Raw genomic sequence first — 20,665 nt, 5'->3', positions numbered from 1 at the left:
AAATATATGTAAATATTTGAAATGGAAATGTAAACCGGCAATCTAGCATGTCCTTAATTCGTGTCAGTTTGATGAAGCCCGATGTAAGCATTTGATTATTGGTGAAGATCTAACCTCTTGTCATAAAAGTGTCATTTTGTGTACATCTTTCAGTCACATTGCAATCACATACTACGTGCCTGGCTGCCTACAGAATCTGTTCCTAGATAGATAGGGCAGACGTTGGTAGCCGCCATGGGGCAAGTATCAACTTGATCTTGATACTTAATTTTAATTAAGTCCAAATTAAAAGTGATTGTGATGACAACAGGGAAGATGACACACAAAACAATGGTGGCTGCAATGATGCTGACTGCAGTTTCCGCCACTGCTACGGCAGAAACCCAGGTACTAGAATTATATGTGGACTCTGCCACCAAACAAATATTTTCTGAGCCTGGCCCGAATAGAGTAAAAATGGGGATATTCAGGTCAGTGGATACCGAGACTGAGGCCAAGAGTGAGAATCCTGCCAGTATAGAGTTGGCTGAATTAAGGCAATCGCTGGAGCTCAAGCAACGTGAGCTCGAGGAAAAACTGGACAAGATTGCCATGGCACCTGCGCCGAAACAGGGTGGGTCGGGCAAGAGCTGGGCAGATACCATGAAGGTTCGTGGTTATATGCAGGTGCGTAGTAACTCCATCCTGGGTGGAGATAAGCAGATTGCGCACCAGGCAGATCGTTCAATCGGTGACAATACCAATTTCCTTATCCGCCGTATGCGCCTGGTGTTTTCCGGCGATATTGGTGAACGTCTGTCTTATTACATCCAGCCGGATTTTGCCAGCCGGTCGGGAGATGGCACAGGGAATATTGCCCAGCTGCGTGATGCCTACGGTGATATCTACCTGACCAAGGACAAGGTGCATCGCTTGCGAATTGGTCAATCCAAGATTCCTTATGGTTTTGAAAACCTGCAGTCCAGCCAGAATCGTATCGCGCTGGATCGTGCAGATGCGATGAATAGCTGCTGTAAGGATGAGCGTGATCTCGGTGTGTTCTACTACTATACGCCCGCAGATAAACAAGACATGTTCAAATACCTTGTAGATAGTGGCCTGAAAGGTTCGGGCAACTACGGTATGTTTGCATTCGGTGCCTATAATGGTACCGGGGCCAACCGCTCTGAAAATAATGACAACCTGCATCTGGTGTCCCGCTTTACTTACCCGGTCAAGTTTGAGAATGGACAGATATTTGAAGCAGGTATCGCAGGGATTTACGGTACATTCAAACCGAGCCTCAGTGGCGGGGTGGTTGCCGACTCCAGGACTGATGGCTTCAAGGATCAACGTATCGGCCTGCATGCCGTGCTGTACCCTCAACCTTTCGGATTGCAGGCGGAGTGGAACTGGGGCAGGGGACCTTCTTTGAACGATGCAGGCACGGTGGTTGAAGAAGCTTCTTTGAACGGTGGATATATCCAGGCAATGTATCGTATCAAGGATTTCTATGGATATGGCATCATGACGCCATTCATCAAATGGCAATACTTTGATGGCGCCCAGAAGTTCGAGACCAATGCGCCGCAGAACAGCGTCAGTGACTGGGAAGCTGGTTTCGAGTGGCAGCCTATGCCAGAGATCGAATTTACTGCTTATTATTCCAAGCTCGACCGGAATAATCTGGCAACTGTACCGTATGCAAAATATAACACTGATATTTTGCGGTTACAGCTGCAATATAATTTCTAAGTTAGCGATTCAACAAGGACTCCAGCCCGCTTGATGCGGGCTTTTTATTGCCTGTAAACCTAATGGCTGATGAATCTAGTGTGGAGGCTCTTTGGCGAGGTTAAGGGAGTAAATGGGGATTTCAACCACTACGTCCTCATCACCAATGATGGCCTGACAGGATAAGCGGGAATTGGGTTTGAGTCCCCAGGCCTGATCCAGCATGTCTTCTTCATTTTCATCTGGTTCTGACAGGGAGTTGTAGCCTTTCTGCACGTAGATGTGACACGTGGTGCAGGCACAAACGCCACCACAGGCGCTGTCGATGTCAATATCCTGTTTATGCAGGTTATGGCAGATGGAGCGTTCGGGCTGGGCCTCGAAGGTTTTGCCTTCGGGACAGTATTCCGGATGGGGCAGCACAGTAATTTTTGCCATGATTTAAAGTTCCAAAGTATTCAATGCCTGCCCAGCCAGTGCTTTTCTGACAGAAGCATCCATACGGCGCGCAGCAAAATGTTCTGTCGCGTGATTGAGTGTTTCAACGGCCTTGTTGATGGCATCGCTGTCTTCTTGCTGCGTCAATTGGCGCAGGTTTTCCATGTGAGTGGTGATGGCCGCTTTTTCATTGGCGTCCAGTAACGCTTCTCCATCCTGTCTCAGGGCTGCCTCTATTGCCTCCAGCAGACGGGCCGCATCGACGCGCGCCTCTTGCAGCATGCGCGCACGCTTATCGGTTTCTGCAGCGCTGAATGAGGATTGCAGCATGTCGACGATCTGCTCTTCACTCAATCCGTATGACGGTTTGATCACGATATCCGCATGGGCGCCACTGGTTTGCTCCTGGGCCGAGACGGAAAGCAGGCCATCGGCATCCACCTGGAAGGTGACGCGAATACGTGCGGCACCGGCAGCCATGGGAGGAATGCCGCGCAACTCAAAACGCCCCAGTGAGCGACAATCTGCGACCAGCTCACGCTCACCCTGCAGGACGTGAATGCTCATGGCAGTCTGGCCATCCTTGAATGTAGTGAAGTCCTGTGCGCGTGCGATAGGGAGTGTGGCATTGCGCGGAATGATTCTTTCCACCAGCCCGCCCATGGTTTCTAGGCCAAGGGAGAGCGGAATGACATCTAGCAGCAGCAGGTCATTATCATTGCGGTTGCCGGCAAGGACGTTGGCTTGTATGGCGGCACCTAGCGCCACCACCTGGTCAGGATCCAGGTTGGTCAGGGGTTCCCGGCCAAAAAAACTGCTGACTGCATGGCGCACTTGAGGCATGCGTGTGGCGCCACCGACCAGGACAATGCCCTGGACTTCTTCAACATTCAGCTCTGCATCGCGTAATGCCTTGCGAATGGGAAGGAGGGTTTTGTTGATGAGCTGTTGGCACATGGCATGAAAATCAGACTGGCTCAGGTGCAGGTCAATCACTTCACCCTGGCTCAACACAGCCGTGATATTGGCGCTGGCATGATCGGTCAGCCATTCCTTTGCTTCGCGTGCCTTGGTGGTCAGCAGGCGGGTGTCTGCAGGCTCAAGAGGCTGTAATCCGGCTTGTTCCAGTATCCAGCAGAAAATGCGCCTGTCGAAGTCATCGCCACCCAGCGCTGAGTCGCCGTTGGTGGCAAGTACTTCAAAAATACCTTTCGCCAATCGCAGGATTGAAACATCAAAAGTCCCGCCTCCCAGATCGTAGATGACATAAATGCCTTCTGCGGCGTTCTCCAGGCCATAGGCCACGGCTGCTGCTGTAGGTTCATTTAGCAGGCGTAGTACATTGATGCCGGCAAGGCGTGCCGCATCTTTTGTGGCCTGCCGTTGTGCATCATCAAAATAGGCGGGGACGGTAATGACAGCACCGGTCAGTTCTCCTCCCAGTGCTTGTTCTGCACGGAACTTCAGCGCCTTGAGAATTTCTGCGGACACTTCGACCGGGCTTTTGATCCCGGCTCGCGTCTTGACTTGCACCATGCCTGGGGTCTCAACAAAGTGATACGGCAGGTGCTCAATGTTGCCAATGTCTAACAGGCCACGTCCCAGGAGACGCTTCACTGATAGCAGGGTATTCTGCGGGTCCTGGGTTTGTTGTAGTTGCGCACTGTGGCCCACATCTATCTGACCATCAGCAGCATAATGCACGATGGATGGAAGTAGGGCATGCCCGGTGTCATCGAGTAGCACAGCCGCCAGGCCGCTACGTACGGTAGCCACCAGTGAGTTGGTCGTGCCCAGGTCTATGCCCACTGCCAGCTTGTGCTGGTGCGGTGCACTGCTCATACCCGGTTCTGATATCTGTAATAACGCCATGACTTGAGTTTATTCGTCTTCCAGTTTGCTTATCTTGTGCGCAACATCTGCGCGGATCTTGTCAATGAAGCTTAATTTTCGCACCATGCCAGCCGCTTCCTGCCATGCTTGCTGCTGGTCCAATGTAGCTGCCAGCATGTCCTGCAAATCTTGGGATTCCTGCCGCATATCACCTAACAACTTGTCGAGTGCCGCAAGGTCGCGGGCGTCGTATGCTTCTTCCACTGCTTCACGCCATTCCATTTGCAGCATGAGGAAATCTGCCGGCATGGACGTATTATTTTCTTCCTCAGTGTCTACACCCTTGAGTGCGAGGATATAGCGGGCTCGTGCAGTGGGCTGCTTGAGTGTCTGGTATGCCTCATTGACCTGGGTTGCCCATTGCATGGATTGCATACGTTCAGTGGACGATGCCGCAGCAAAGCGGTCCGGGTGAACTTCAGCCTGCAGTTGACGGTAGTGCTGATCCAGTAATTGTGTATCCAGCGCAAATTGTGCTGTCAGGCCGAGTAGTTCAAAATGGTTCTTGTGCAGATTGGACATAAGGGTTCATATGCAGGAGAGGCAGCCGGGTGCCGACTGCCCAGGTTTGATACGGACAAGCTAGACGGTGAAGCTTTCACCGCATCCGCATTCATCCTTGACATTCGGGTTGTTGAACTTGAACCCTTCATTGAGACCTTCCTTGGTAAAGTCCAATTCCGTACCATCAATGTAAACCAGGCTCTTGGGATCCACGATCACTTTGACATCATGGCTTTCAAACACCATATCCTCGGTGTTGAGATCATCAACAAATTCCAGTGTGTAAGCCATGCCCGAGCAGCCGGTAGTCTTGACGCCAAGGCGCAGGCCTATGCCTTTGCCTCGGTTGGCAAGAAACTTCCGCACGCGGTTTGCTGCAGTTTCAGTCAACGTGATTGCCATGCCTGTCCTTTAAGCTACTTGTTCGTCCTTGATACCCTGCTTAGTCCGTAAGTCAGTAATGGCGGCACGAATGGCGTCCTCTGCCAGTACGGAGCAGTGAATCTTGACCGGTGGCAATGCCAGCTCTTCTGCAATGTCAGAATTCTTGATTTCCATTGCCTGATCAAGGGATTTACCTTTGATCAGTTCCGTGACCAGTGAGCTGGAGGCAATCGCCGAACCACAACCATAGGTCTTGAATTTTGCATCTTCGATGATGCCCTCTTCATTGACCTTGATCTGTAGCTTCATCACGTCGCCGCAAGCCGGAGCGCCGACCATGCCGGTACCTACTGACGGATCGTTTTTGTCCAGAGAGCCCACGTTACGTGGATTTTCATAGTGATCGAGTACTTTGTCTGAATAAGCCATGTTTATTACTCCTCAAAATTGGCACCAAGAGCCGCAGTCGCAATTGGTACCCAACTACTGTTAATGTGCAGCCCATGCCACAGTATTCAAGTCCACTCCATCCAGATGCATTTCCCAGAGTGGGGATAATTCACGCAATTTACCAATCTTGCTCTTCATGAGCTCTATCGCGTAGTCAATATCCTCTTCAGTGGTGAAACGCCCGATAGAGAAGCGGATGGAGCTGTGCGCAAGCTCATCAGAGCGGCCCAGTGCGCGCAGGACATAGGACGGCTCCAGGCTTGCAGATGTGCACGCCGATCCACTGGATACCGCAATATCCTTCACCGCCATGATCAGGGATTCACCTTCTACAAAGTTGAAACTGATATTCAGATTGTGTGCAACGCGGTGTTCCAGGTCGCCATTTACATATACCTCATCGATATCCTGCAAGCCATTGAGCAGGCGGTTGCGCAATGCCAGGATACGTGGGTTTTCAATGTCCATTTCCTCACGCGCGATGCGGAAGGCTTCTCCCATCCCCACAATCTGGTGGGTTGCCAGCGTGCCGGAACGCATGCCGCGTTCATGACCGCCACCATGCATTTGTGCCTCAATGCGTACGCGTGGCTTGCGGCGTACATACAGCGCGCCTATGCCTTTGGGGCCATAGGTTTTATGGGCAGAAAAACTCATCAGGTCGACAGGCAGTTTCTGCAGATCGATATGCACCTTGCCGGTGGCCTGTGCGGCGTCAACGTGGAAAATAATACCTTGGTCGCGGCAGATGTTACCCAGCGCCTCGATATCCTGAATCACTCCGATTTCATTGTTGACCAGCATGACAGAGGCCAAGACAGTGTCTGGACGCAGCGCTGCCTTGAATTTTTCGAGATCAATCAGGCCATCAGGCTCAGGAACCAGATAGGTGGCTTCGTAACCCAGGCGTTCCAGTTCGCGTACGGTATCAATCACTGCCTTGTGTTCTGTCTGAACAGTCACAATATGTTTGCCCTTGTTGGGGCTGTAGAAATTTGCAGCTCCCTTGATGGCCAGGTTATTAGATTCCGTGGCACCTGATGTCCAGACGATTTCACGCGGATCAGCGTTCACCAGCTTGGCCACTTCCTCACGTGCATTCTCCACGGCTTTTTCAGCAGTCCAGCCAAAACTGTGGCTGCGCGATGCCGGATTACCAAAATGCTCGGTAAGGTAAGGGATCATTTTTTCCGCCACTCGTGGATCAATCGGGGTAGTGGCTGAATAATCCAGATAAATCGGCGTACGTACTGTCATATTTCCGTTTTCCTAAATTGCAACTGCAGTTAATTTTCTCAATCTTGAGAGCTCGATTTCCAGCGCCTGCAGGAAAGCATCGACCTCATGTATGTCATTGTCATTACCCAGGCTCACCCGGATGGCACCGCGGGCCAGGTCCGGCTGTACGCCCATGGCCAGCAATACGTGGCTGGGTTCAGTGCTGTCGCTGGAGCAGGCTGAGCCACTGGCGACTGCAAATCCTTGCCTGTCGAGTGCCATGACCAGAGTTTCACCCTCAATGCCATCGAAGGCAAAAAAACTGGTATTGGGCAGGCGCTCCGCATCACTGGCAAAAATCACGGCACCTAATGTGCTGAGACCTTGCTCAAGGCGCTGACGCAATCCCAACAGTGCTGCATGGCGAGCGGGTTGTTCTGCTGCGATCAGTTGGCAGGCCGCGCCAAACCCCACAATGGCGGCAATATTTTCACTGCCGCTGCGTAGGCCTTTTTCCTGACCACCACCGTACAGCACCGGTCGAATATCAATGCGCTTGTCCAGAATCAGTGCTCCAGCACCTTGTGGGCCATTGATCTTGTGCGATGACAGTGTCATGGCATGGACATTCAGGTCCGCAAAATCAACGGGTATTTTCCCCAGGGCCTGCACTGCATCGGTATGCATGTATACCTTGTGTTGCCGGGCGATCTCACCCAGTGCGGCAATATCCTGAATAACGCCGGTTTCATTGTTGGCCAACATGATGGATACCATGTCGACCTGTTTCTGTAATACGGTTTCCAGCGTGTTTTTCTCAACCTGACCGTATTGGTTGGTCGCGATCTGCTCGACAGCCCAGCCCTGCCATTTCAATGCAAGAGCAGGGCGTGATACTGCAGGGTGTTCTATATTGCTGATGGCAATCTTGCCGGAGCCTAATGCGTTTGCCACGCCGGTAATTGCCAGGTTATCCGCCTCGGTGCCGCCACCGGTGAAAATCACCTGCGATGGATGTGCCCCGACGGCGTCAGCTACTTGTTCACGAGCCTGGTCTACAGCATTGCGGGCAGCACGGCCGAAAATATGACGGCTGGTGGCATTGCCTTGCTGTTGCGACAGGTATGGCAACATCGCCTGCAACACTTTTGGGTTTAGTGCTGTAGTGCCATTGTTGTCGAAATAGACCGCCCGGTTCATGATGCAATCCTGTCAGGCTGCAACCTGCACGGGCTGGGGACGCTGGCTTTCACGACGTACAGTAAAGCGGATTTCCTTGCCTTCGCGTTGTGAAGCGACCAGGTCGGCTAGTGCTACACCGGAGAGATACTCCAGGATTTTGGTGTTGAGGCTGGACCACAGGTCATGTGTCATGCAGGGCTTGCCCTCATGACAGTTCTCCTTGCCGCCACATTGTGTCGCATCTATCAGCTCGTCTACTGCAGTGATAATGTCGGATACGGAAATATCAGTCTGGACTTTTGCCAAACGATAGCCACCACCTGGGCCACGCACGCTCTTTACCAGCCCATTGCGACGCAAGCGGCTGAAAAGCTGCTCGAGATAGGAAAGGGAGATGCCTTGGCGCTCGCTGATGCCAGCAAGGGTGACTGGTTTTTCCTCTTCGTTGAGGGCTAAATCCAGCATTGCGGTCACTGCAAAACGACCTTTTGTGGTTAATCGCATATTCAGTTCCTAAAATTGTTCGGATGACGCGCCACTATTGAGGTTGACGCTACTTTTTCCATCACTCTCACTCGTACAAATTCTAGAATACTTGAATACTTTAGTCAACTATTTTGTTGATGTAGTTCACGTCGAATGCCTGACCCACTTCCGTGTCTGTTTCCACGTCAGCACCAAGCTTTACCAGCTGTTCCTTGATTTCCTGTAACTGGATATCCTGGTTTGAAATGTGCTCAAGCAGGGTGTGTATGGCCTTGGTCATGGGGTCATTCATATTGTCGCTGACTGCGTAGGCAGAAAAGCCGATTTTGTCTGCCATGCGATCCTGTTGGCGGGACTTTTCCTGGTCGACAAGACGCGCCGGAATACCTACAGCTGTGGCATTGTCCGGAATATCCTTGACGACTACGGCGTTGGAGCCTATTTTGGCTTTTGCTCCTATGGTGATTGGCCCCAGGATTTTTGCGCCTGCGCCAATGACCACGCCTTCCAGCAATGTAGGGTGACGTTTGCCCTTGTTCCATGAGGTGCCGCCTAGCGTAACGCCATGGTAAAGAGTGCAGTCATCTCCAATGACCGCTGTTTCACCGATAACGACGCCCATGCCGTGATCAATGAATACACGGCGGCCAATGACAGCGCCAGGATGGATTTCTATGCCCGTCAGCCAGCGGGCGATATGCGAACATACTCTTGCTGACCAATAAAGGCGGTGTGTCCACAACCAGTGCGAGAAGCGATGCGTCAACAGGGCATGCACGCCGGGATAGGTTGTCAGGATTTCCCAGCGGGTGCGGGCAGCGGGATCGCGTTCAAAAACAACGCTGATGTCTTCTTTGATATGGCTGAACATCTTACTATTTTACCCTGAATTGATGGCAAACAATACGTTCAGGAGTTGGTAGATTCAGGTGGTCTTGGAGATTGTGTGGCACTCAGGATGCCGCGCAGGATATTGACTTCCTCTTGCTCCAGGGCGGTGCGCCCATACAGACGCCGTAGGCGCTGCATCAAGCGTTTGGGCTGATCCGGGTTGAGGAAGCCGATTTCAATCAGTGTTTGTTCCAGGTGGGAGTAAAGTCGCTCAACATCTTCATTGGTAGCTAATGGTTGCGTGGTTTCTGAGTGGGCAGGTTGTGGATTGTCCAGGGCTGCCATACGCAGTTCGTAGCTGATGATTTGTACTGCAGCAGCAAGGTTCAAGGAGGAGTATTCCGGATTGGCCGGAATCATGGCAAGTAGCTGGCAATGATCAAGCTCGGCATTGGACAGGCCGCTCATCTCTGTGCCAAATACAAATGCGACAGCTGCCTGGTGTGCGGTCGCGATGGCGCGCTGCACGCTGGTATGTGCGGAAACGAGTTCATGAGAAAGTTCACGCCGGCGTGCACTCATGCCAATGGCAAGTGTGGTGTCGCTTAGCGCTTCTGTCAGGCTGCTGCATACCCGGGCGTTATCCAGGATATCTGAAGCGCCGGATGCCATGGCGATGGCATCCGCGTGGGGGAAGGATTTTGGATTGACCAGGACGAGTTGGGATAAGCCCATTGTCTTCATGGCGCGTGCTGCGGCCCCTATATTGCCAGGATGGCTGGTTTGGCAGAGGACGATGCGTACATGTTGTAACAGGTTTGGTGTGGAGGTCATGGCAATAAAGCATTAAAATGGCATTTTACCAGTTTTGCGGTATGTACTTGATTATTGTACTGCCATCACTGTCTGTTCTTTAAAAGCCGGCCCAGTGTGTCGGGAAATCATAATAGAAAGATTCTATGCATTTATTGAATAATGCGGTCAAGGCCGCTCGCCGTGCTGGCGATATTATTAATCGTGGCTCTATGGATATTGGTGCGTTGACCGTACGCAGCAAGGATTACAATGATTTCGTCAGTGAAATCGATCATGCTGCAGAGGAGGCGATTATTGCCATCCTCAAGGATGCATATCCTGACCATGGGTTCTTTGGCGAAGAAAGTGGTAAGCAGGACGCGGATGCGGAGAATGTCTGGATTATTGATCCTCTGGATGGTACGACCAATTTTCTGCATGGTTTCCAGCAATACTCCGTATCCATCGCATTGAAGCAAAAAGGCCAGATTACGCGTGCCGTGATTTATGATCCCAGCCGCAATGACCTGTTCACTGCCATTCGTGGTGGCGGTGCCTTCCTGAATAACAAGCGTATTCGTGTCACAAACCGTCCAAAATTGCAGGATTCATTGATCGGGACAGGTTTTCCATTCCGGGATTTCACACATTTTGAAACCTATCTGGGCATGTTCAAGGATATGGTGAAAAAATCTGCTGGTTTGCGTCGTCCCGGCTCTGCCGCGCTGGACCTGGCTTATGTGGCTGCAGGTTGGTTCGATGGTTTCTGGGAAATCGGCTTGTCCACCTGGGATATTGCTGCAGGATCCTTGCTGGTGCATGAGGCAGGCGGCCTGGTGGGGGATTTTCAAGGCAATGAAGGCTTTCTCGAGAGCGGTAACATTGTGGCAGCGAACCCCAAGGTTTTTGCCCAGATGCTGCAGGTATTGTCTCCCCACCTGACTGATGAATTGAAAACACAGAAAACTCGATAAATTCAGGCAATCCCTGCCACCGGTTTTTATTGTTTGTTCCATGCGTAAAAAAAGCCAGCGTGAATCTCACGCTGGCATAACACTATGGAGAAGTTGCAAAGAACATGGAGTGAACTCTTAACTTCTGGTGCTCATTCTAAGAGAGCAGACCGGTTCATGCTGTAGGAATGTCTCATTAGAGAGAGAGGAAATGTTCATCAATATTTTGTGGCATCAATACAAGTGTCGGGACTTTCTCCCGTTTCTGTTTTCGGAGAACTGATTTAAATTGCGCAATCACTCGCAACGGACAGCTCAATCCAGTTCACCGATGAACCTCAAGCTACGTCTAAATTTGATCATTACTTTGCTGCTGGCTTCAGTATTGTTGCTGGCGGCTGTATTGATGGTTCATAACGCACGTGATGATGTGCGTGCCGAGGTGCAGTCAACGGCAACATTGGCGATGCATTTGCTGGATGCCGAAATCCTGCACTACACCTCGGATTTTGGCTGGATGCGCGAAGCAGAAGGCCAGAACTCCAATTCCATATTCCGCTTGCACAGCCTGGGTAATGTACGTCATTTACGCATTGAATTTTTCGATGCACAGGGCCGGTTGCGGGACAGTAATATCGAAGCGGAGCATCAGCTGTCTTCATCCTGGCTGATACAGGCCATGGATTTGCTTTCACCCGCCATGCCGGAAATCCGTCGCAAGATATTTGCCAATGGTCGTATGATAGGGGAGCTCGTGGTGACGCCAGATCCTAGCTATGAAATCCAGGAGGTGCTGGGCGATATTCTGAGTTTACTGATGTTGGTTGCTATTTTCTTTGTTGCCGTGAATGCATTGGTGTACTGGGCTGTTGGCCGTGCCATGCGGCCTGTGGATAGTGTGATGACTGCGTTGAATGAGCTGGAGCAGGGAAACCTCAAGGCCAGGTTGCCTGAGTTTGAACTGCCAGAGCTCACAGGGATTAGCCGGAAGTTCAATGCGATGGCGGAAACGCTGGAGAAAAGTATCCATAACAATCATAAGCTGACCCAGCAGATGATTCGCTTGCAGGAGGATGAGCGCAAGAATCTGGCACGAGACCTGCATGATGAAATAGGACAGTACCTGACAGCTGTGCATGTTGATGCTTCTGCCATCATTAATGCCAAAGATATTGAAGGTGCCAAGGACAGTGCGCAGGCCATCAGCGTTGTGGCGCGGCAGATGATGGATATTGTGCATGATATGTTGCAACGTTTGCGTCCATCCGGGTTGGATGCGTTTGGCCTGGCAACGGCAGTGACGGACCTGGTGAATACCTGGAAACAGCGTAACCGGAAAGTGCAGGTCAATCTGGACATACCTGACAACCTTGATCATGTGCAGGATGAAACCATGGCAGTGGCTGTCTATCGTATTGTGCAGGAATGCTTGACCAATATTACCCGGCATGCACATGCAAACCAGGTGGATATCCGTATTTATATTGTGGATGCCATGCTCAGTATCGAGGTGACTGATGACGGGCGTGGGTTCAATATGACACAACTTCCGTCAGGGTTCGGACTGGCTGGAATGCGTGAGCGTGTAGAAGGGCTGGGAGGGCGATTCTCGCTGGAAAGTGCGCTGGCAGCAGGTGCGCGCATTCGTGTCGAGTTACCACTACAAGAATCATCAAAGGAAACACAATGAGTACCAAGATTAATGTCATGCTCGTAGATGACCATGAGGTGGTTCGTTCCGGTTTGCGACGCTTGCTGGAGCAGAACGACGGTGTGGAAGTGACTGCGGAGGCTGGCAGCGGGGAGCAGGCATATCAACACTATGGAGAATATCTACCTGATGTCGTGGTGATGGATATGTCCATGCCGGGCATGGGTGGGTTGGAGGCTCTGCGCAGGATCATTGCCCGCTATCCACAGGCGCGCGTCATTATTTTCTCAATGCATGAAAATGCAGCATTTGCCTCTCAAGCGCTGGGTGCGGGAGCCAGGGCATATGTTGCCAAGTCAGGTGCTGCAGATGACTTGGTGCAAGCTGTTCGCGAAGTGGCGCAGGGCAAAGGATATTTAAGTCCGGGAATTGCCCAGCAAATTGCATTACAGACCCTTTCTGGCAGTGATGATCCTACCCGATTGCTTTCTGCCCGGGAGTTTGAGGTTTTCCGCTTATTGGCAGCCGGTAAAGGTATCGAAGAAATTTCCACCATCTTGAAAATCAGCCAGAAAACAGTCGCAAACTACCAGACTTTGCTGAAACAGAAATTGGGCATTACCAGCCCGATTGAACTGGTGCGCTTGGCAATCAAGCATGGTGTGATCGAGGGGTAGTAGGGATTGCTACGCGGGATAGTCAAATTCCCGATAATTGATGATATTTTTCATTTTCAGGAATAAATCCCGGATGAATTTGGGAATTAATTCATGGCTGGTTGAGGTGCTTAAGCATACGATGCTATTCAACGACTGGTGATTTAGTATGAGTTTCAAACCACCAAGCCTGTTGTTCACACTCCATTACCGCTAAGGATTTTTCAAACCAGGCAATTGCCTGGTTTTTTTTATCCATCAATCGCGTTGCTGGGTGATGCCAAAGCGTATGGCAAGGTGTACCAGCTGCCCTGTAGTCTGGACGTTGAGTTTCTGTCTCACCTGGGTTTGGATATTGGCGGCGGTTTTATAGCCGATGTGCAATTGCTCGGCAATGCCTGAAAGTGAAACACCTTCGGCAATACGGCGGAATACTTCAAATTCGCGAGGCGAAAGTTTTTCCAGTGGGTTCTCTGTCGGGGAGAACCTGTCCATGGCCAGGTGCTGTGCCAGCTCGTGACCAATATAACGGCCACCACGCAGGACTTGTTTCACTGCTTCGAGTAATACTTCAGGTGCATCAGTCTTGACCACATAACCTTTGGCGCCAGCCTGCATGGCACGAGCGGCATAAATATTGTCATTATGCATACTGAAAATGATCAGGCGGGCATTGGCATCCCGGGCGATAATGCGGTTCAGGCTTTCCAGCCCTCCTATGCCTGGCATATCAAGATCAAGGATGCCAAGGTCTGGATGATGCTCCTGCCACAGAATGCAGGCGCGTTCTCCATTTTCTGCCTCGGCGATGATCTGGTAACCCACATTTTCCAATAGCGTACGCAAGCCGCTGCGGACTACGGCGTGGTCATCTGCCAATAATATTTTCTGAGCCATATTAACTTTCCTGAATTGCTTGTAATGCGGTATTAAGCGGAATGCTGGCTGAAATCACGACACCTTTGCCTTGGCTATGCAGGTTGAAAACACCACCCTCAGATTCCACACGCTCACGCATTCCAGATAAGCCAAAGCCAGTTCTTGGAGTGTGTGGGTTGAAACCGACACCATCATCTCGTATTTCAATGGTCAGTGTATCTGTCAGAATGCCGCGCGTGCGCATCAGCTTGATGGATACATTCCGGGCATGTGCATGGCGTGCAATATTGGTCAGTGATTCCTGCACAATGCGGTAGGCAACAATATTGGTTTTCTCGGGTAGCTGATGGCAGCTTTGATCCAATGACAGCTGGCAGTCGATCTCTGTATGCTGTTTCTTCCATTCTGCAACCAATTGTTGTACGGCTTCCACCAAGCCATGTGAGTCAAGTGCCGTAGGACGTAGCTGGTGGATCAGGCCACGGACAGCCTGCTGGATATGTTCTACGTGTGAGCTGATGCGTTGTGCAAATGCTGTCATCAGTTGAATATCATTCTTGGGTGGCGTGGCGAGTTCCAGCCGTATTGCGGTCAGGTATTGCCCCATTTCATCATGAATCTCCCGAGCAATATGGCGTCGTTCTTCTTCTTGAACCTGCATTGCGTGGCGGGCCAGCGCCTGGTTTTCCTTGAACAGCGCAGCCAGTTCCCTTTCAGCCAGATACTGTTCAGTGATATCGATGAAGAATCCGTGAATAGTATTGTCCAGAGGCTCTTGGCCGCTGATAGAGCGTGTCAATCTGGCAGCGACAATCCATGGTGCGCCATCGGGTCTTTTGACAACCAGTTCAGCAATATCCACTTTCTCTGCAGTGAGCAACTTCTTACATAAGTTATTCCACGGGTTGCCAATGGCGTCCTTGAGATTGAGAGTCGCCTCATTTCTGCCACACATTGTGCTGAAAGCCTGATTGCATAGCAGGATATGACCTTTCAGATCGGCGACGAAATTGCCACACAACCCTTGATCAAACAAGGTCTTGAACATATGTTGATTTTTGATGGACAGATGTTCTGCCGCGATTCTGCGATTTGCCTCCGAGACAACTTCACGCATGCGGCGCCGTGAGAACCAGATGGAAACCAGAGCTGCGGAAAATAGTACCAGGGGGAATTCATCCAGCTGCAAGGACTCGTGTGTCAGTGCCCATTCAATAAATTTTTCTGAAAGATCCAGTGTTGCAGAAAGAAGAAAAACGCTGGTAATGACAAACAAGGCAATGAGGATGTCGCGCGAGGACTGGGACATACGCGACCAGATTGGAGTGACTGCCGTGTTGGGTGAATTGATGCTCATTGTGCGGGCATTGTGCAGACATGATTCATCTTGAGGAAGTGATTTTTTCCTGAAATCGCTTGCTATGCCTGCATTTATGACTTTTTCCCGATTTTGGGCATGAGTAAAGTTATTTAACATGGAAGTATATTCAACACATATTTAGGAGTTATTCCCAGAATTATTTGTGAATAACTCCTCTTCTTTGATCAGGTTAATCCTTGGAAACTCTCGCTTGTTGTTGATTACATATTTTTACAATTAAATAATATTGACAATGTTTATGGAGAAGCGCCGGAGCAGGAAGTGGTTCCGGCATTAATGACATTTAGAGGGAACGCACAAGTGATGAGAAAACCAATAATGGGAATGGCAGCCATGATCCTGATCATGCCGGCATTTGCAGCTGAGCAGGCAAGCCAGCAAGAGCACACGGAAAATGGAGAAAGTGTTGTCGCTGATAAGGTTAATGTGACGGGCATCTTGCCGGATCGGCTGGAGGCTGTACCCGGTTCATTTGATGTCGTGGATGAGAAGGAGCTGAAATCTCGCCAACCATTCAGTGTGCGTGAAGCGTTGAATCAAACACCGGGTATCAATATCGTTGGCGAGGACGCATTTGTACTGGCACCCAATATTGGTATTCGTGGCTTAAATCCGCGTCGTACATCACGTACCTTGTTGATGGAGGATGGTGTTCCATTGTTCCTGGCTCCCTACGGAGATCCTTCTGCGCATTACTCAACGCCTTTGGATCGCGTGAGCAGAATTGAAGTGGTGAAGGGATCAGGACAGACTTTGTATGGCCCACAGACCGTAGGTGGCATGATCAATTTCGTTACCAAGCCTGTGCCCAAGGAGTTCCAAGCTAGTGTAATGGCTGTGATCGGCAACAATAATTTCAGCGGTGGTCATGTCAACATCGGCACTGGTGGAGACTGGGGTGGTGTGATGCTGGATGCTGTCAATCGTAAAGGGGATGGCATTCGTGACAATCATGATTTCGAAATCAATGAGCTGACCCTGAAAGGTCAGTTGAATCTTGATGAACGTAATACGCTGATTGCCAAGATGGGGTGGTATGAAGAGAATTCCAGTATTTCTGAAACTGGGCTCGGTACCGTGGAGTATGCGGAAGATAAGTATCAGGCACCCACTGGTCGGCAGGATTCTTTCAACCATACTCGTAAGTCCCTGCAGCTACAGCATATTTTCCAGATCACTGATGCTGCCAAACTCAGCACGCAGTTTTATTATGCCCAGTCGGACAGGGCTTCTTTCCGGCAGATCAATGAGCCTGGTAGCCTGGGTGGCAGGTCGGAGATGGACCGTTGTCCAGGTGTGGTAGCGACTGAAACCAATTCGGCTGCCTGTGGTGGTCGCTGGCGTCCGCGTGAGTATGAATATTGGGGTATTGAGCCACGCCTGGATATCAGCCACAACCTGTTCGGCATTGCCAGTGATGCGGTGATTGGTTTCCGTTATCACAAGGAAGATATTCAGCGCGACCAGTACCGGGATGGCAACCCGCTGGCACAGAGCTTGGGGTGGGCGAAGGCCAATGGCAGTCATCGCGAAGATATTGCGATCAATGTTGAAGCCAAGTCCTACTATGCCCAGAACACTTTCTATCTGGGAGATTGGTCCCTGACACCGGGGCTGCGGATTGAGGATTTGCGTATTTCCACCAATGTGAAGCGTGCGGAAGGGGCTGTGCAGAATAATCCTGAATCCGAGCTGACCAATCATCAGAGCAAGGTTTTGCCGGGACTGGGTGTGGCCTGGAATGGTATTGCCAATACTACTCTATTTGCTGGTGTGCATAAGGGGTTTGCACCTCCAAGGCCTGATCGCGATATTGAGGCGAGTGCAGCCAATACTGCAGTGGTTTCCAAGACCAAGCCAGAAGAGAGCACCAACTGGGAACTGGGTTTGCGATCCAATTATTTCAAGGGCATTGCATTTGAAACAACTCTGTTCCATACCGACTTTGATGAAATTGTGGTCAGCAACGGTTTTGGCCGGTTTGTAAATGGTGGCAAGTCACAACACAGCGGTATTGAGTTTGCTGGACGTGTGGATTTCGGCACTATTTATGATACTTCCCATAATTTCTATATCTCTGGTACTTATACCAATCTGTTCACTGCCAAATTCAAGAAGGACAGCGCGGCAGAAGGTATCCACAGTGGTGATCGCCTGGCTTATGCTCCCAAGCATGTTGCATCCCTGAACTTTGGTTATGAGCATCCAGTCGGCTTCAATGCCCGTATTGGTGTGGATTATGTCAGTGCCCAGAGCGAGGATGTAATTTTCCGTGCCGGTCGTGCAGATTATGATCCTTTGAGTGGAATGAGCGGCCAGATTCCATCCTATACGTTGGTGAATGCCTCGGTCAGTTACCGGCCAATAGGCAGCAAGGCAACTTTCTTTGTCAGTGGGCATAACCTCGGTGACAAAGAGTATCTGGCAAGCCGGGTAGATGGTATGGCGGCAGGCCGTCAACGCCAGGTATTCGGGGGGGTACGCTACGACTTCTAAACACTGACTGCATCCTTCCGCCAGATTTTGCTGGCATTGTAATCACACGCCTCGTTTCGCGAGGCGTTTTTTTTTGCATGGCGATCAAGGGGGCAGCGCTATAATGAAAGTTTGTGATCGCGATGTTTGTATCCTGGCAAACGCATATGAATAGGCAATGGTTTGAGTAATACAGAAAATGTTTCCCTAGAGCAGCACACCCCCATGATGCGCCAGTATCTCGGCATCAAGGCGCAATATCCCGATATGCTGGTGTTTTACCGCATGGGAGATTTCTACGAGTTATTTCACGATGATGCGGAAAAGGCGGCGCGGTTGCTCGGTATCACGCTGACAAAGCGCGGCAGTTCCAATGGTGAGCCTATCCGCATGGCAGGTGTGCCTTACCATGCGGCTGAACAATATTTGGCCAAACTGGCAAAAATGGGTGAGGCCGTTGCCATCTGTGAACAAGTGGGTGATCCGGCAAAAAGCAAAGGGCCTGTAGAGCGCCAGGTCACACGTATCCTGACGCCAGGAACCCTGACGGATGCAGCGTTGCTGGATGATACACGTGACAATCTATTGCTTGCGATTGCACGAGGTGACGGTGTGCTGGGCCTGGCACGTATCAGTCTTGCTTCAGGGAGATTCGTATTAAGTGAAATTGCGCCGGGACTGCTGGCGCAAGAGCTGGAGCGCATCAGCCCCGCAGAAGTCATTTATGCCGATGATGATGCTCATCCCGCCCTCGAGGCCGTGAAGTGCTCCAAGAAACGCCTGGCGCCCTGGCAGTTTGACCTTGATTCCGCCATGCAGGGGTTGACCAAGCAGTTTAATACATATGATCTGGACGGTTTCGGTTGTGCCGACATGTCAGCAGCGATCATGGCTGCCGGCGCTCTGCTCGATTATGTCAAGCATACGCAGCGTACCAGCCTGCCGCACATCCAGGGCCTGCTGGTGGAGCAGGGCAATCAGTTTATCCAGCTGGATGCGGCAACACGACGCAACCTGGAAATAGACCAGACTTTACGGGGAGAGGCTGCGCCGACATTGTATTCACTTCTGAATACGACGGTGACAGCGATGGGCGCGCGCCTGCTCAGGAACTGGTTGCATCATCCCCTGCAGCACCAACCGGATATCCAGGCACGATTACAGGCCGTGGCCAGATTGCAGCCCCAGTATGAGGCGTTGCGTCCGGTGTTGCGTAATGTGGGGGATATTGAGCGCATTACCGCAAGAATTGCCTTGAAAACGGCACGGCCAAGGGATTTGTCTGGTTTGCGCGATAGTCTGCGGCAATTGCCGATATTGCAGCAGACTATCATGGCGGATGATTCTGCCTTGCTGCAATCCTTGCAGCATGAGCTGGAGGTGCCACAGGCCGCACTTGAGCTGCTGCTTGCAGCGGTCCAGGATGAGCCTGCAGCAGTATTGCGCGAAGGCGGGGTGATTGCCGATGGGTTTGACGCAGAATTGGACGAGTTGCGTAATATTCAAGCCAATTGTGGCGAGTTCCTCCTCAAGTTTGAAGCGCAGGAACGTGAGCGCAGTGGTATCAATAACCTCAAGGTGGAATATAACAGTGTGCATGGCTTTTATATTGAAGTCAGTCGTGCACAATCAGAACACGTGCCTGCTGAATATCGCAGACGGCAGACACTCAAGAATGTAGAACGCTACATTACCCCTGAGCTCAAGACGTTCGAGGATAAAGTATTATCAGCGAATGAGCGTGCCTTGGCGCGTGAAAAAATATTGTTCGAGACTGTGCTGGAGGAGTTGCAGCCTGCATTGGCGGTACTGCAGCGGAATGCCGGAGCTGTAGCGCAGCTGGATGTACTGGCAACCTTTACCGAGCGGGCAGAAGTGCTGAAATATGTGTCGCCGCAGTTCAGCTGTGAGCCTGGACTGAGTATCGAGGAGGGGCGCCATCCCGTGGTGGAGCAATTGACGCAACCCTTTATCGCCAACAGCGTATCGTTGTCGCCATACCGTCAATTGTTGCTGATCACCGGGCCAAATATGGGGGGGAAATCGACCTATATGCGGCAGACTGCATTGATCGTGTTGCTTGCGCATTGCGGATGCTTTGTCCCGGCAAAATCTGCCAGGATCGGCCCAATCGACAGGATTTTCACGCGCATCGGCGCTTCTGATGATCTGGCTGGTGGGCGATCTACATTCATGGTGGAGATGACGGAAACTGCCAATATTCTCCATAACGCAACCGAGCAGAGCCTGGTATTGCTAGATGAGATTGGTCGGGGCACATCTACATTCGATGGTCTGTCGCTGGCCTGGGCCGTGGCGCGCCAATTATTGGAAAAGAATCGCAGTTATACCTTGTTTGCAACGCATTACTTCGAACTGACCAGAATCAGTGACGAATTCAAGCACGCAGTCAATGTGCACCTGGATGCTGTGGAACATGGAAACGGCATTGTCTTTCTGCACAACGTGGAAGACGGCCCGGCAAGCCAGAGCTACGGCCTGCAGGTCGCACAACTGGCAGGTATTCCCCGATCAGTGGTCAATGCTGCCAGACGCAAGCTGGTTCAGCTTGAACAAAGCCAGGTGGCACAACAGGCTACTGCATGGCAGGGAGATATGTTTATTGCGGCCGAAGTTGAGCCTGAAGCTGTAATGCATCCTGCAGTGGCGGAGCTGGAAGTGGTTGACCCGGATGAGCTGACTCCCCGGCAGGCATTGGATGTATTGTACAAATTGAAAAAATTACTATAGAAAACCGACATAATTCTGAAACAAC

The 20,665-nt window shown here is 51.1% G+C and carries 18 protein-coding genes; 6 read left to right on the top strand and 12 right to left on the bottom strand.

From position 1 onward, the window contains the following. Nucleotides 1–315: 315 nt before the first annotated feature. Nucleotides 316–1,734: a porin gene (locus tag CHB59_RS04895; RefSeq protein ID WP_245835037.1), complete on the top strand. Its 1,419-nt coding sequence runs from the start codon at nucleotides 316–318 to the stop codon at nucleotides 1,732–1,734. 75 nt (nucleotides 1,735–1,809) lie between these two features. Here CHB59_RS04895 and fdx read toward each other — a convergent pair whose 3' ends face one another. The 10 genes from fdx to CHB59_RS04845 all read right to left on the bottom strand — a co-directional run bounded on the left by fdx (nucleotide 1,810) and on the right by CHB59_RS04845 (nucleotide 9,933). Continuing rightward, complete coding sequence (fdx, locus tag CHB59_RS04890; protein ID WP_089375111.1) at nucleotides 1,810–2,151, bottom strand: ISC system 2Fe-2S type ferredoxin; 342 nt, start codon at nucleotides 2,149–2,151, stop codon at nucleotides 1,810–1,812. 3 nt (nucleotides 2,152–2,154) lie between these two features. Further along, entirely contained in the window at nucleotides 2,155–4,023 is a 1,869-nt protein-coding gene (gene hscA / locus CHB59_RS04885; protein WP_089375110.1) for a Fe-S protein assembly chaperone HscA, read from the bottom strand. Between the two features lie 9 nt (nucleotides 4,024–4,032). Further along, nucleotides 4,033–4,566: a Fe-S protein assembly co-chaperone HscB gene (hscB, locus tag CHB59_RS04880; RefSeq protein WP_089375109.1), complete on the bottom strand. Its 534-nt coding sequence runs from the start codon at nucleotides 4,564–4,566 to the stop codon at nucleotides 4,033–4,035. A gap of 60 nt (nucleotides 4,567–4,626) precedes the next feature. After that, on the bottom strand, nucleotides 4,627–4,950 hold the full coding sequence (iscA, locus tag CHB59_RS04875; RefSeq protein WP_089375108.1) for an iron-sulfur cluster assembly protein IscA: 324 nt from the start codon (nucleotides 4,948–4,950) through the stop codon (nucleotides 4,627–4,629). 9 nt (nucleotides 4,951–4,959) lie between these two features. Beyond that, nucleotides 4,960–5,361 carry a Fe-S cluster assembly scaffold IscU gene (iscU, locus tag CHB59_RS04870; protein ID WP_089375107.1) on the bottom strand — a complete coding sequence of 134 codons (402 nt, stop codon included), beginning with the start codon at nucleotides 5,359–5,361 and terminating at the stop codon, nucleotides 4,960–4,962. Between the two features lie 60 nt (nucleotides 5,362–5,421). Beyond that, nucleotides 5,422–6,639 (bottom strand): IscS subfamily cysteine desulfurase, encoded by a 1,218-nt coding sequence (locus CHB59_RS04865; protein WP_089375106.1) that lies wholly within the window; start codon nucleotides 6,637–6,639, stop codon nucleotides 5,422–5,424. A gap of 12 nt (nucleotides 6,640–6,651) precedes the next feature. Further along, on the bottom strand, nucleotides 6,652–7,800 hold the full coding sequence (locus tag CHB59_RS04860) for a cysteine desulfurase family protein (protein ID WP_089375105.1): 1,149 nt from the start codon (nucleotides 7,798–7,800) through the stop codon (nucleotides 6,652–6,654). 12 nt (nucleotides 7,801–7,812) lie between these two features. After that, nucleotides 7,813–8,286 (bottom strand): Fe-S cluster assembly transcriptional regulator IscR, encoded by a 474-nt coding sequence (gene iscR / locus CHB59_RS04855; RefSeq protein WP_089375104.1) that lies wholly within the window; start codon nucleotides 8,284–8,286, stop codon nucleotides 7,813–7,815. A gap of 100 nt (nucleotides 8,287–8,386) precedes the next feature. Beyond that, nucleotides 8,387–9,139, bottom strand: a complete 753-nt coding sequence (gene cysE / locus CHB59_RS04850; protein WP_089375103.1) for a serine O-acetyltransferase — start codon at nucleotides 9,137–9,139, stop codon at nucleotides 8,387–8,389. 38 nt (nucleotides 9,140–9,177) lie between these two features. Beyond that, nucleotides 9,178–9,933, bottom strand: coding sequence for an RNA methyltransferase (locus CHB59_RS04845; RefSeq protein WP_089375102.1), 756 nt, complete (start codon nucleotides 9,931–9,933; stop codon nucleotides 9,178–9,180). A 125-nt stretch (nucleotides 9,934–10,058) separates the two neighbouring features. Between CHB59_RS04845 and CHB59_RS04840 the strand changes: the two genes are divergently transcribed. The 3 genes from CHB59_RS04840 to CHB59_RS04830 all read left to right on the top strand — a co-directional run bounded on the left by CHB59_RS04840 (nucleotide 10,059) and on the right by CHB59_RS04830 (nucleotide 13,175). After that, nucleotides 10,059–10,868 carry an inositol monophosphatase family protein gene (locus CHB59_RS04840; protein WP_089375101.1) on the top strand — a complete coding sequence of 270 codons (810 nt, stop codon included), beginning with the start codon at nucleotides 10,059–10,061 and terminating at the stop codon, nucleotides 10,866–10,868. 334 nt (nucleotides 10,869–11,202) lie between these two features. Beyond that, nucleotides 11,203–12,537: an ATP-binding protein gene (locus CHB59_RS04835; RefSeq protein WP_245835036.1), complete on the top strand. Its 1,335-nt coding sequence runs from the start codon at nucleotides 11,203–11,205 to the stop codon at nucleotides 12,535–12,537. Continuing rightward, nucleotides 12,534–13,175 (top strand): response regulator, encoded by a 642-nt coding sequence (locus tag CHB59_RS04830; RefSeq protein WP_089375099.1) that lies wholly within the window; start codon nucleotides 12,534–12,536, stop codon nucleotides 13,173–13,175. The genes CHB59_RS04835 and CHB59_RS04830 overlap by 4 nt, the downstream gene beginning before the upstream one ends. A gap of 237 nt (nucleotides 13,176–13,412) precedes the next feature. On the opposite strand, the gene CHB59_RS04825 is transcribed toward CHB59_RS04830, so the two are convergent. Both CHB59_RS04825 and CHB59_RS04820 read right to left on the bottom strand, forming a co-directional pair. Further along, entirely contained in the window at nucleotides 13,413–14,051 is a 639-nt protein-coding gene (locus tag CHB59_RS04825; RefSeq protein ID WP_089375098.1) for a response regulator, read from the bottom strand. Between the two features lies 1 nt (nucleotide 14,052). Continuing rightward, nucleotides 14,053–15,390: a histidine kinase gene (locus tag CHB59_RS04820; protein ID WP_179212079.1), complete on the bottom strand. Its 1,338-nt coding sequence runs from the start codon at nucleotides 15,388–15,390 to the stop codon at nucleotides 14,053–14,055. A gap of 327 nt (nucleotides 15,391–15,717) precedes the next feature. Between CHB59_RS04820 and CHB59_RS04815 the strand changes: the two genes are divergently transcribed. Beyond that, entirely contained in the window at nucleotides 15,718–17,910 is a 2,193-nt protein-coding gene (locus CHB59_RS04815; RefSeq protein WP_089375096.1) for a TonB-dependent receptor family protein, read from the top strand. A 204-nt stretch (nucleotides 17,911–18,114) separates the two neighbouring features. Next, nucleotides 18,115–20,640 carry a DNA mismatch repair protein MutS gene (gene mutS, locus CHB59_RS04810; protein ID WP_089375095.1) on the top strand — a complete coding sequence of 842 codons (2,526 nt, stop codon included), beginning with the start codon at nucleotides 18,115–18,117 and terminating at the stop codon, nucleotides 20,638–20,640. Nucleotides 20,641–20,665 lie beyond the last annotated feature (25 nt).

Source organism: Methylobacillus rhizosphaerae (genome assembly GCF_900187985.1).
Lineage (GTDB): Bacteria > Pseudomonadota > Gammaproteobacteria > Burkholderiales > Methylophilaceae > Methylobacillus > Methylobacillus rhizosphaerae.
The sequence above is the reverse complement of the archived record's forward strand: the minus strand, read 5'-3'. Positions and strand labels throughout refer to the sequence as shown.

Coding starts and splice junctions, on each gene's coding strand:
- CHB59_RS04825 (WP_089375098.1), bottom strand. CDS start 14,051: ATGGCTCAGAAAATATTATTGGCAGATGACCACGCCGTAGTCCGCAGC.
- CHB59_RS04895 (WP_245835037.1), top strand. CDS start 316: ATGACACACAAAACAATGGTGGCTGCAATGATGCTGACTGCAGTTTCC.
- iscU (WP_089375107.1), bottom strand. CDS start 5,361: ATGGCTTATTCAGACAAAGTACTCGATCACTATGAAAATCCACGTAAC.
- hscA (WP_089375110.1), bottom strand. CDS start 4,023: ATGGCGTTATTACAGATATCAGAACCGGGTATGAGCAGTGCACCGCAC.
- CHB59_RS04840 (WP_089375101.1), top strand. CDS start 10,059: ATGCATTTATTGAATAATGCGGTCAAGGCCGCTCGCCGTGCTGGCGAT.
- CHB59_RS04820 (WP_179212079.1), bottom strand. CDS start 15,390: ATGAGCATCAATTCACCCAACACGGCAGTCACTCCAATCTGGTCGCGT.
- hscB (WP_089375109.1), bottom strand. CDS start 4,566: ATGTCCAATCTGCACAAGAACCATTTTGAACTACTCGGCCTGACAGCA.
- cysE (WP_089375103.1), bottom strand. CDS start 9,139: ATGTTCAGCCATATCAAAGAAGACATCAGCGTTGTTTTTGAACGCGAT.
- CHB59_RS04860 (WP_089375105.1), bottom strand. CDS start 7,800: ATGAACCGGGCGGTCTATTTCGACAACAATGGCACTACAGCACTAAAC.
- CHB59_RS04830 (WP_089375099.1), top strand. CDS start 12,534: ATGAGTACCAAGATTAATGTCATGCTCGTAGATGACCATGAGGTGGTT.
- iscR (WP_089375104.1), bottom strand. CDS start 8,286: ATGCGATTAACCACAAAAGGTCGTTTTGCAGTGACCGCAATGCTGGAT.
- mutS (WP_089375095.1), top strand. CDS start 18,115: ATGATGCGCCAGTATCTCGGCATCAAGGCGCAATATCCCGATATGCTG.
- fdx (WP_089375111.1), bottom strand. CDS start 2,151: ATGGCAAAAATTACTGTGCTGCCCCATCCGGAATACTGTCCCGAAGGC.
- CHB59_RS04815 (WP_089375096.1), top strand. CDS start 15,718: ATGAGAAAACCAATAATGGGAATGGCAGCCATGATCCTGATCATGCCG.
- iscA (WP_089375108.1), bottom strand. CDS start 4,950: ATGGCAATCACGTTGACTGAAACTGCAGCAAACCGCGTGCGGAAGTTT.
- CHB59_RS04865 (WP_089375106.1), bottom strand. CDS start 6,639: ATGACAGTACGTACGCCGATTTATCTGGATTATTCAGCCACTACCCCG.
- CHB59_RS04845 (WP_089375102.1), bottom strand. CDS start 9,933: ATGACCTCCACACCAAACCTGTTACAACATGTACGCATCGTCCTCTGC.